This window comes from Paenibacillus sp. FSL R5-0407 (genome assembly GCF_038009185.1).
GTDB classification, from domain to species: domain Bacteria; phylum Bacillota; class Bacilli; order Paenibacillales; family Paenibacillaceae; genus Fontibacillus; species Fontibacillus vini.
In genome coordinates this window covers 2,781,989-2,793,948 of sequence record NZ_JBBPAX010000001.1, presented here as the reverse complement: position 1 = coordinate 2,793,948, position 11,960 = coordinate 2,781,989, and the positions used below count along the sequence as shown (strand labels likewise).

Annotated in this window: 9 protein-coding genes; all 9 read left to right on the top strand. The window is 51.6% G+C overall.

From position 1 onward, the window contains the following. Positions 1 to 24 precede the first annotated feature (24 nt). Positions 25 to 990, top strand: coding sequence for a glycoside hydrolase family 43 protein (locus tag NYE70_RS13525; RefSeq protein WP_341046331.1), 966 nt, complete (start codon positions 25 to 27; stop codon positions 988 to 990). A gap of 237 nt (positions 991 to 1,227) precedes the next feature. After that, the gene (locus NYE70_RS13520; RefSeq protein ID WP_211024254.1) at positions 1,228 to 2,166 is read left to right on the top strand and encodes an ArsR/SmtB family transcription factor; all 939 of its coding nucleotides are present in this window, start codon (positions 1,228 to 1,230) and stop codon (positions 2,164 to 2,166) included. Positions 2,167 to 2,449: 283 nt separating this feature from the next. Then, complete coding sequence (locus NYE70_RS13515) at positions 2,450 to 3,805, top strand: ABC transporter substrate-binding protein (protein WP_341046330.1); 1,356 nt, start codon at positions 2,450 to 2,452, stop codon at positions 3,803 to 3,805. A 79-nt stretch (positions 3,806 to 3,884) separates the two neighbouring features. Next, on the top strand, positions 3,885 to 4,772 hold the full coding sequence (locus NYE70_RS13510) for a carbohydrate ABC transporter permease (protein WP_211024258.1): 888 nt from the start codon (positions 3,885 to 3,887) through the stop codon (positions 4,770 to 4,772). A 2-nt stretch (positions 4,773 to 4,774) separates the two neighbouring features. After that, positions 4,775 to 5,581 (top strand): carbohydrate ABC transporter permease, encoded by an 807-nt coding sequence (locus tag NYE70_RS13505; RefSeq protein ID WP_211024260.1) that lies wholly within the window; start codon positions 4,775 to 4,777, stop codon positions 5,579 to 5,581. A 17-nt stretch (positions 5,582 to 5,598) separates the two neighbouring features. Next, the gene (locus tag NYE70_RS13500; protein ID WP_341046329.1) at positions 5,599 to 6,630 is read left to right on the top strand and encodes an acyltransferase family protein; all 1,032 of its coding nucleotides are present in this window, start codon (positions 5,599 to 5,601) and stop codon (positions 6,628 to 6,630) included. Between the two features lie 27 nt (positions 6,631 to 6,657). Continuing rightward, positions 6,658 to 8,421, top strand: coding sequence for a glycoside hydrolase family 2 protein (locus NYE70_RS13495; RefSeq protein ID WP_341046328.1), 1,764 nt, complete (start codon positions 6,658 to 6,660; stop codon positions 8,419 to 8,421). A gap of 102 nt (positions 8,422 to 8,523) precedes the next feature. Continuing rightward, on the top strand, positions 8,524 to 11,034 hold the full coding sequence (locus tag NYE70_RS13490) for a family 43 glycosylhydrolase (RefSeq protein WP_341046327.1): 2,511 nt from the start codon (positions 8,524 to 8,526) through the stop codon (positions 11,032 to 11,034). Between the two features lie 55 nt (positions 11,035 to 11,089). After that, positions 11,090 to 11,953 carry an MBL fold metallo-hydrolase gene (locus NYE70_RS13485; RefSeq protein WP_341046326.1) on the top strand — a complete coding sequence of 288 codons (864 nt, stop codon included), beginning with the start codon at positions 11,090 to 11,092 and terminating at the stop codon, positions 11,951 to 11,953. Positions 11,954 to 11,960: the final 7 nt, after the last annotated feature.

Genomic DNA, 11,960 nt, shown 5'->3' with positions numbered 1-11,960 from the left:
CACAGGACAAAAGGAGGGGATTCCATGATCCGTAATTCATTCAGCAACCCGATCTTGCAGAACGGTGCCGATCCATGGATCACAAAGCAGAAGGACGGCAGTTATTACATGACGGTTACGCTGGGGAGTCGAATCGCGCTTTGGCATAGCAAAACCATGACCGGACTGGGCAGTGTCTCTCCAAAAACCGTATGGATACCGGACGCAGCAGGCCCGTACTCCCATAACTTATGGGCCCCGGAGCTTCACTATATCGAGGATCATTGGTATATCTACTATACGGCGAACGACGGCGGGGGAGACGACACCAGGCGGGTATGTGTCCTTCAGCTTAATGGCGACGACCCCATGAACGACGAGTGGATATTTAAAGCAGCCGTCAATACGGAATTTCCCGGTCTGGATGGAACGGTATTGCAGCATCGGGGGGAGTTGTATTTTTTTTATTCCGGCTACGGTCATTTTCCCGATTATGGTTCGGCCATTTATGCCGCCCGCATGATTAATCCATGGACCTTAACCGGGCCGAATGTGCTTATATCGGCACCGACCGAGCCTTGGGAGAAGCAAGGCGGGATGGCCATTAATGAAGGACCGGTATTTTTGCGGCGAAACGGGAAGATCTATCTTGTTTTTTCGGCAAGCGCAACTTGGTCTGACGAATATTGTCTGGGAATGACGACGATTTCTGAATCGGGGGAGCTGTTGGTTGCGGAGGCATGGACCAAACATGAAGGGCCGGTTTTTGCCAAGAATCCGGAAGCGGGCGTGTACGCGCCCGGTCATAACAGCTTTACCGTTTCGGCGGACGGTTCGGAGGATTGGCTGGTTTACCACGCTTATTCCTACTCCGAAGCTGAACAGGATCGCTCGGCGGGCGGCCCACGAAGCACGCGGATTCAAAAGTTCGGCTGGAAAGAGGACGGAACGCCGGATTTTGGCGTTCCGCTGGCCACGGATGTGAACATTCCGCTGCCGTCGGGGGAATGAAGCTGGAGAGCACGTTCCGATTGTTTAAATAGGCATAAATACTCAAAAAAACCGGCATGGTCCACTGCCGGTTTTTTATTTTGCTTGCTTGTCACACATTTTACATAGTAAAAAAAGCATACGGGCAGCGCATCGTTTAATATAATTAATATTATTGCTTTAATACAGCTTAGTGTAGTAAAGTACATTAGAGATTGCTTATGTAAAATTCTTGTAAAAATCCGTAGGAGGATTCTTATGTTGGAAGTCGGTATCCATGAAGCCGAGAAGTTGGTTCAAGTGGCTCATGCCTTATCCACGCGTTCCAGGGTAGATATTCTTCGCCTGCTGAATACGCGGAGTATGAACGTGATTGAACTTGCCGAGGCCCTGCAGCTTCCGGTTTCCACTGTCGCTAACAACGTGAAGGTGCTCGAAGCGGCTAAACTGATCAATACGGAACTGCTGCCGGCGGTTCGTGGAGCAATGAAGGTGTGCAGCCGGAATTATGACGATATTCTTATTTCACTAAATTCAAGCGTCCGTTCCACCAAGGACGGGATGAAGTTTTATGAGGTCGAGATGCCGATCGGACATTATAGCGATTGCGAAGTCCATCCGACCTGCGGCATGGCGACTCACGAGGGTATGCTGGTGAGGGAAGATGAACCGGCCAGTTTTTATCATCCGAAGCATGTGGGTGCGCAAATTATCTGGTTCCGCAAAGGTTATGTGGAATACTTGCTTCCCTTGGAAATTCCCCAGAATGCAAGTATTCAATCGATCGAGCTATCCATGGAAATGTGTTCGGAAGCGCCGAATTACGACAATGACTGGCCATCGGACATTTCGGTGTGGATCAACGGCGTTGAAATCGGAATGTGGACCAGTCCGGGGGATTTCGGTGACCGGCGGGGCGCGCTCAATCCGGCATGGTGGCTGGATTGGACGACGCAATACGGTTTGTTGAAAACATGGCGTATCGACCATGAACGGACGACGCTGGATATGCAAAAGGTGTCCGATGTGACGTTACAAGATCTGCAGCTTAATCAGCGCCCCAGCCTGCGGCTGCGGATCGGGGTCGATCCGGATGCGGTACACAAGGGCGGCGTTAATCTCTTCGGCAAGCAATTCGGGGATTACGATCAGGATATAGTCATGCGGGTATCTTATACTCAGGAAGAGACGGAATAATAGGAACCATCATTTCTCCAAGAAATGATGGTTTTTATTTTGGGAAGGAGATCTGGCGAGAGGGAAAGTTGTCCCAATATTTTATATTGGGGCTAAGGGACAAGTTATTTATTACAATAAAACTGTAACAAAAGACCTAAATGATAAAATATTACAATAAAATAGTTTGAAACCGTTGACATTTGGAAAAACGGGCATTATATTAGCTTCAAAGGTACAAAAAATATGTAATAAAACAATAATGATGTTTTGTGCCTCATCAAAAGGTAAAGGGGAGGTCTACATGAAAAAAAGTTTTGGGATTGTGCTCGCCTTATTTCTTTCGTTGTCTTTGATCTTAAGCGCATGCGGCGGCAGCAACAGCGGCAAATCAGGCAATAACGGAGGAACAGACACCACGAATGAGGGAACTGGAAATCAAGGAAATGGAAGCGCTTCAGATGACAGTGGCGGAGAGAAGGTTTCATTATCGTTCTGGACGCTCTTCTCGGGCGGCGACGGCGATAATATGCAGGCGATGATCGACGCTTTTAACAAGGAACATCCGAATATTCAAGTCAAAAATACGAAGCTGGAGTGGGGAGAGTACTACACAAAGCTGATTACCGCAGTGGGTAACGGTAACGGCCCCGATGTCGGAATCTCACATATTTCCCGCTTGCCTGACCTGATCGACCAAGGGGTTGTATCGGAGCTGGACGATGTGGCCGAAGAGGCCGGCGTGGATTGGGCCACCTTTAACCAGAACATTCTGGAGGCGTCTATTGTAGACGGAGCGCATTATGCGGTGCCGATCGATACGCATCCGTTCATTATGTACTACAACAAGAAGCTGCTGAAAGAAGCGGGGCTGCTCGATGACGAAGGCAAGCCGATTATGGAGCAGTCAGCCGACGGGTTCGTGACTTTCCTGACTACGCTTAAAGAGAAATTGCCTCAGAAAGTAACCCCGTTCGCCATGTCGAACGCCAATGATGACCCGTTCCGTTTGTGGTGGGCGCTTTACTCCCAGCTTGGCGGTAACGACGTAGTATCCGATGATCTGAATTCGGCGCAAATCGATACCGACAAAGCGGTCAAAGCGGCCCAGTATGTCCAAGACTTATTCCATAAACATAAAGTGATTAAATTGAACGATCCGGACTTTTATAAAAACTTCCAAAGCGGTACGGCAGCGATCATGATGACCGGGGTTTGGGCAACCGGAACCTGGGAATCCACGAAGGATCTTGAATTCGGTGCGATGCCGATCCCGAAAGTATTTGATCAGGAAGCGACTTGGGGCGATTCGCATACCGTAATCCTTCCGGTAACGAAGAAAGAAGATCCGGCTAAGCGGAAAGCGGCGATTACGTTCGCCAACTGGCTTGCGGACAATGGCCAGGTATGGGCGAAGGCGGGGCATATTCCATCCAAGCCGTCCGTTTTTGAGAAACAGGAATTCAAAGACCTTCCATACCGCAGCGATTATGTATCCGTAGCTTCAACCGTTAAATTCAACAAGCCGTCTACTAAGAACTGGCAGATCCGAGACTTGGCTATGTTCAAATATTTGAACGAAGTCTGGGCGAACAAATTAAGCCCGGCGGACGGTATCGCCAAAATGTCGGATGAAGTGCAGAAGGTATTAAGCGAATAGAAGATCAAGGCAGTGAATTCGGCGGACTTTGCGGCATTTGCCGTGAAGTCTGCCGGTCATATGGGGAGGTTAGACGCTTATGAAAATAAACAAATTGAGGGCAGACGTGCAGGCACTCCTGTTCCTGCTCCCCTTCTTGGTCGTGTATTTTCTGTTTACCATCTGGCCGATGATCAAGGGCGTGGAGATGAGCTTCTATAAATGGACGCTGATCAAGAAGATGAAATACGTCGGACTCGGCAATTATGAGCGGATGTTTCAAGATCATGATTTTTGGGCGTCCATCTGGCATTCTACGATTTTTGTCATTATCACGACGCCGCTAATGATTATTTTGGCCATTGTTTTGGCGCTTATCGCCAACCGCAACTCCAGGCTGCAAAGGTTTTACCGGAGCGTGTTCTTTATTCCGAGCATTCTCTCCGTGGCGGTTGCCTCTTTTCTGGGATTGTTTGTGTTCCAGCCTTATACCGGTCTTGTTAATTCTTTGCTTCATTTAGTAAAGCTTCTTCCTGAGGGCTCGGAGATCTTTTGGCTGTCGGAAACGAATCTGGCCTGGATCGCCATCTCGCTATTGACGTTATGGTGGACGGTCGGCTTTAACTTTATTTTGTACTTATCGGCGATGCAGGACGTGCCGGACGAAGTTTATGAAGCGGCGCGCTTGGACGGGGCGACTGATGCCCAGCTGTTCTGGAGGATCACTCTTCCGCTGCTCAGCCCGATTACGAAAACGATAACCATGCTGCAAATCATAGCTTCATTTAAAGTGTTCATGCAGATCTATGTCATGACCGGCGGGGGACCTCTCGATCAGACTCGTCCCGTCATCCAGCTGATCTGGCAAACGGGCTTCCGCAAAAACGATCTCGGGTATGCGTCAGCCATGTCCTATATGCTGTTCGTCATTCTCCTAGTGCTGTCCGGGCTGCAATACTGGATCAATAACCGGAAGGAGGCGAACTAGAGATGAAATGGTTTTATCGGATCTTTTCCATGTTCATGGCCGTGCTGTTTGCTTTTCCGTTAGTTTGGATGCTCGTAGTTTCCGTGAAAAAAGAAGGCATGAAAATCACGTCCGTCGTGGACTGGTTCACGCCTCCTTACTCCTTCGCGGTCTATCATGAAATCATCACCGGCACGAAATTGATCAACTGGTCGTGGAACAGCTTTTTTATCGCAATATGCGTGACACTGTTGACGCTGATTATCGCTGCGATGGCGGGGTTTGCGATGTCGAAGGTTCCGTTCCGCTACAGAACTTTTATGTTTTTCTTCATCTTGGCCGGGCTGCTTATTCCTGGGGAAGCGATTCTCATTCCGCTGTACCAGGTCGCCAAAGATATGGGGATTCTGAATTCATACATGGGTCTGATATTTCCCGCGCTGGCTTCACCCTTTGCGATTATCGTGTTAAAAAGCTTCTTTGACGGAATCCCGAACGACCTGCTGGAAAGCGTTCAGATCGACGGAGGAGGCATCTGGCGGATTTTTCTCAATATCATGCTGCCGCTTACCCGTCCCGCGCTCGTATCGATCGCAATTCTGACGTTTATCGGCTCCTGGAACAATTTCCTCTGGCCGTTCCTGTCGGTTACCGACGATAACCTGTTCACGCTGCCGATGGGGATTCCTACCTTGATGAATCAGTACACGGAAGATTACGTGAAGCCGATGGTGATCAATACCGTAGCTTCCTTGCCGATCATGCTTCTGTTCCTGATTTTCGAGCGTCAGATTATTAAAGGAGTCAGCCTGTCGGGAATTAAAGGATGAGTGGAGGAGCAACGGTTGTGGCTGTGCGTCAGCGTGAAAGAGCGATCGATATTTTTAAGGGTCTGCTGGTGCTCGGAATGGTGTATTGCCATACCCTGCAATTTTTCAGTGATCCGATGATTTTCCCGCAGGGGCAGAAATGGATTGAGTTCATTAACTTAATCACCTTCTCGGGATTTGTATTCAGCTTCGGTTATGTGTGCCAGCTGGCATATTATAACAAGGCGTTCTCGAAGGTCTGGCACCGCATGCTCGCAACGGCGTTCAAAACCTTGTTGGCTTTTTATATTTCCGGGACAGCCTTTCGATTGTTTATCGATCAACGGCCGCTGGAATGGAAGACGATCAGACCGATTTTGCTGCTGAACGATATGCCGGGCTGGTCCGAATTTCTGGCTTCATTTACTTATTTAATCGTGCTGGGGCTGCTGTTGTTTGTACCCTTAAAATGGCTGGTCGAGCGAAAATGGACCGGATTCACGGCGGCGGGACTTCTGCTTCTCACCACATGGATTCCTTATGGATCGATTCATGAGCCGATATGGGCTCCGCTCTTTGGAACCAGGGACTTCGCCTCTTTTCCGGTGGTGCAATATTTCCCGTATTATTTGCTAGGCATGCTGTTTGCCCGGTACCGCATCGGCTTTGACTGGAGGGTTCTGGCAGGCTCGGCGCTTGCATCCGGCGCGTTTGTCTGGAGGTGGCTCTCGAACCCCGAAACTTCGTTGCCTGAACGTTTTCCGCCATCGGTTTGGTGGATCCTCGGTCCTGCTCTGCTGCTGTACGGTTATTATCTTTTGTCCCGGCTGATGGAGAAATATCCCTTGCCGTTTGTCCCGCTGGAGGCCATGGGTCGAAATGTACTTTGGTTTCTGGTGATGAGCAATGTGCTCATCTTCGCATTGAAAAATAATCAGCCATTGTTGCTGGCGGGATTGCTGGATGCATTGTGGATGGAACTGGGACTGCTGGCCGTCATCGGGTACGGCATATGGATTATTACCAAACCTGCGCGCCGCGCTACTTCAAACCATGACACAAAAATATAACAACGGGATAAAGAAGGAGTAGAAGCTATGACTGACCAACTGCTACGCAATGAATATCCCCGTCCGCAATTTGTCCGTGAGGAATGGATGAGCTTAAACGGGGAATGGGATTTTGATTACGACGATCAGGGGATCGGCGAGCGGGAGGCTTGGTACGAAGAACAACATGATTTCACCAGCAAAATCATCGTGCCGTTCTGTTACCAAAGCCGGTTAAGCGGAATCGGCGATACGGCATTTCATGATACGGTATGGTATCGCAAAGTATTTTCCGTACCTGAAGCTTATAGAAAAGGCAGACTGCTGCTTCATTTCGGCGCCGTCGATTATGAGGCGAAGGTATGGGTGAACGGCAAACTGGTAGCTCTTCATGAAGGCGGCCACACCCCGTTCCATGCCGATATTACGGATGTTCTTGCCGAAGGCGATAATACCGTCGTTGTGAAGGCAGTTGACCACAGCCGGGATGTGACACTGCCGCGGGGTAAACAATTTTGGGAAGAAAAATCCGCAGGAATCTTCTATACGCGCACTACCGGCATCTGGCAGAGCGTATGGCTTGAGCCGGTTTCGGATACCTATATCGGACGAATTCGCCTGACCCCGGATATCGACGTCAATGATATCGCATTGGACGTTTTTCTGTCCGGCTATCGCCCGGGCGCACTAGTCGGCATTAAAGTGGTTGTCACTTTTAACGGTGAATTTGTAGCGGAAGATACGTTCTCGTTTAGACATGAGTCGGCCAGCCGGCGCATTCATCTCGAAGATTTCAACGATCATGGACTGGGACGCTGGTGGACCCCCGAGAAACCGAACTTATACGATCTGGAATTGACCTTGAGCGTGGACGGCGTAGTTGCCGATACGGTAAGCAGTTATTTCGGAATGCGAAAAATATCTATTGAAGACGGAAAGCTGCTGCTGAATAACCGGACTTATTTCATGAAAATGGTACTCGACCAAGGCTACTTCCCGGAGGGGATCCTGACCGCCCCGAGTGATGACGACCTGCGCCGGGACGTGGAATTGACCAAGGAGATGGGTTTTAACGGTGCACGCAAGCATCAAAAAATCGAAGATCCGCGTTATTTGTACTGGGCGGACCGGCTGGGCTTGCTGGTTTGGGGCGAAATGGCGAACGCCTACCAGTTCTCCGGGCCTTATGTGGCACGCATCACGAAGGAATGGATTCAGGCGGTGGAGCGGGATTATAACCATCCTTGCATCGTCGCATGGGTACCGCTTAATGAGAGCTGGGGCGTGCCCAACATTCTGGTCGACAAGCAGCAGCAACAGCACGCCTTATCGCTCTACCATATGACCAAGTCGCTGGATCTGACGCGCCCGGTCATCTCCAATGACGGCTGGGAGCTGGTCAACACGGATTTGGTGACCGTCCATGATTATGAATGGCGGCGCGAAGTGCTGACGGACCGCTATGCGACTAAGGAGGCGGCGCTGAGCGCTCAACCGGGGAACCGCTGGATTATGGTTCCGGGCTTCCCTTATTCAGGCCAGCCGATTCTCGCAACCGAGTTTGGAGGGATTTCCTTCAAGAAGAATGAGTGGGAAGGTTGGGGATATTCCGGCGCGGTGAATGAAGAGGACTTTACGGAGCGGCTCCGAAATGTCGTAGAACCGATGCTGCAATCGCCGATCATTCAAGGGTTCTGTTATACGCAATTAACTGATGTGGAACAGGAGATTAACGGCCTGCTGACCTACGATCGGAAGCCGAAGCTTCCCCTGGAGACGATCCGCGCAATCGTAGAGGGAACCCGAAAATAATTTAAAAACGGCAGATGACGTTATCCGTCGGTTCTGCCGTTTTTTCTTGGGAGACGGAGAGCTTTCGCGGGGTTATTTTGAAAGGGGAGAGTGGTTGTGCGTTTGGGAAAATGGTTGATGATCATGCTGCTGTTAGTAACAGCGGCCTGCTCGCCTGTGGAACGGGAGCCGGTCCGGACATGGAGCAATCCCGTGTCATTAGCGGATGAATGGGAAGAGTACGGGCTGGGTGATCCTTTTATTTTCTCGTTCAATGGATATTATTACTTGTACGTAAGCACGCGGGATACCGACGCAGGGATTAAAGTATGGAGCTCGCCGGATTTGGTGGATTGGACCTATCGCGGATTGTGTACGGAAGATCCCCTTACGACGGCGGCGTATGCGCCCGAGGTCCGATATTGGAACGGCAAATTTTATATGTATACTTCTCCGGCCGGAAACGGCCATTATGTGCTAGAAAGCGATTCTCCTGTCGGACCTTTCCGGGTGGTAACGGGCAATTTCGGAAGAACGATCGATGCCTCGACCTTCGTGGACGACGACGGCACCTGGTACTTCTACTACGCTGGAACCGGCGGCATCGATGCCGCCCTGATGGATTCACCGCTGTCCGTAACGGCTCCCGGCTCGCCCACCGGAGCCTATATGGATGGCTGGACCGAAGGGCCGACGGTATTCAAAAGAAACGGCTTATATTACATGACCTATACCGGGAATCACGTCTTCAGCAACGGGTACCGGATTGACGCGGCGGTGAGCGAATCGCCCCTGGGGCCGTTTGAGGCGTTTCAAGGTAACCCTGTGTTGATCAGGACGGAAGGGAAGACGGTCGGACTCGGCCATAACTCGCTCGTAACGGGACCGGATCTCGATTCCATGTACATGATCTATCATAACCTGGAGGGCCCAGGTATTGTCGGGCCGCTGCGGCATATGAACATGGACCGGCTCTTCTGGAACGGGAACGGCTTCGCGGTGGCCGGGCCGACGGACACGCCGCAGCCGGCTCCGGCTCTGCCCGCGTTTGCCGACCGGTTCGAACGGGATAAGCTCGGCAAGTCCTGGGTGGCATCCCGCAAAGGTGACTGGAGCGTCCATCCCGAAAAAGGCGCTGGCGTCCGGACTGCGGATGCATCCGGCATAGCCATGCTGCGGACGAAGTCCAAGACCGAGCCGGGGTATACGGCGGAGTTCCACGTTCGCGCGGAGAGCGAAGCGAAGGCGGAAGCCCGGGTCGGGGCCGTGTTCTCGTATCGCGATGAACAAAATTACGGCACCGTCTGGCTGAATCCGGCGGCGGGCCGAATGGAAGTGACCGAACTGTCCGGCGGGAAAGAGCAGGTTCTTGGCGAAGCCGATCTGCCTGCGGACTTTGACTATAGCCAGTGGCATAAGATCCGGATCGAGCATGCCACCGCCGGGGATGCCGGGAGCGGCGGACACGCCAATCTGCGCGTTTATGTTGACGAAATGCAGAAATACGCCGGTTCGTCGGCGACGGATGGAGGCTCCATCGGTTATGCGGCTTCAGGTTTAGATGCGCGTTTTGGCTATATTGCTTATAGCAATGACGTGAACGGCAGCAGCGACTGGCGGTCTTATCAGCCGCTTCCGGGTCAGGTGCAGGCAGTTCACTTCGAGGAAGGTGAAGAGGGCAAAGCCTATAAGGCCGTTAAAAAAGTGGAAGGTGGCAGCGCGTCTCCTTACCGCCCCGGAACCTTGAGTATGGAGAGCAATGATGCCGGCGGCTATGTTTTGTCCGGGTTGCAGGAGAGGGAATGGGCGAATTACCTGGTGAATTTGGATGAAGCCGGGAGATACTCAATTCATTTTCGAATTCGACCTATGACAGAGAGCGCAACATTAAAATTAATCAGTGAAGATGATGAGGAGATTGCAACGTTTGAGGCGACTCAGGAGAAAGCGGGAGAATGGCAGACGGTTTCCGCGCAGGGCGTAGAGTTGCCTGCGGGACAACAACGTTGGAGGCTGGAGATCACGGCTGGAACTTTGGACTTGGACTGGTTCCGGGCGGGGCGTTACCAGGCCGTGGAGACATGGGAGGACAACTTTGATGACGGAAACGACTTTGGATGGACCCGGTTTGAAGGCATGTGGTCCGTAAAGGACGAGGAATTGCGGGCATCATCGGTGTCACCTGCCAAATCGTTGACCGGCGAGCCCGGTTGGTCCGATTATTTCGTTGAGGCGGATCTGCAGAGGATGGAGAATACGGGCCGCGCCGGACTGCTCATCCGTGCCTCGGAGCCTGCTAACGGACTCGATCAGAATCAGAACCGATCCGATTTCGTCCGCGGGTATTACGTATATGCCGATGCAGAGGGCTTGCATCTCGATAAAATCAACTATGCCACCACCTCATTAATCAGCGTGCCTTGGGGAATGAATCTCCCCGGAGCGGACGGCAAGCTTCATTTAAAAGTATACGCGCGAGGCGCAACGATCGAAGTTTATGCGGGAGAATCCAGCCAACCGGTTCTCTCTTATACCGATCGCAGTGCCAATCCGTATCTTCAGGGGCGCATCGGCCTGCAAAGCTCGGATGTCGCGGTCCGAATTGACCGGGTGAAGGTCGAGCCGTTACAGTAAAGACAGGTTAATAGTAACGGTAAGCTAATTTTACGGAAACGCAAGGAGGACAACCATGAACAGACCGGAAAGAAAAGGAGCCTCACTGATCAGCGAAGTAAACCGGACCAATGTCCCTTACGGAACTTTGGCTATTTGGTTCCTAGGACAAGAGAGCGTGATCGTTAAAGGGGACGGAGTAACGGTTTATATTGATCCCTATGTATCGGATTATCTGGACAAAAACGGGCCGGTGCGCTCCTACCCGGCGCCGATCGTTCCGGAGGATATCGTAGGGGCGGACCTCTGTCTGATTACACATGAGCATGAGGACCATATGGATGCAGGGACGCTGCCGATTTTTCACGAGCAAAACGGTGGAGCGCCGATCATGGCGCCGGCTTGCTGCAAGGTGCCTTTGCTTCGAATGGGTGTAAAGGAATCGCAAATCCTGGTGGCGGATAACAGCCGGCAGACCGAGCTGTTCTCCAAGCTGGAAATCACGGTGATTCCCGCCGCTCACGAACAATTGGAGCAAGACGGAGACGGGTTCCATCGCAGCGTGGGATACGTTCTCAAGCTGAATGGTGTAACGTTGTATCACGCGGGAGATACGGTAATTTATCCGGGGCTCGTGGAACGGCTTGAGAAGATCAAGCCCGATGTAGCCATGCTGCCCATCAACGGCCGGGACTTTTTCCGCCGGGAGCGCGGCATCGTCGGTAATATGAATTACCGGGAAGCCGCCGAACTGGCCGTCAGGGTCGGAGCTGAAACGGCGATTCCACTGCATTATGACGTATTTGCGGGCAATGCGGAAAAGCCGGGGAACTTCGTGGATTATATGTATGAGCATTTTCCGGAGCAGAAAATCCACGTCATGGCCCGGGGAGAACGGTTCGTGTACGTTTCCGGGCAGGCATTTCTGGACCGTGACTAAAGGACAT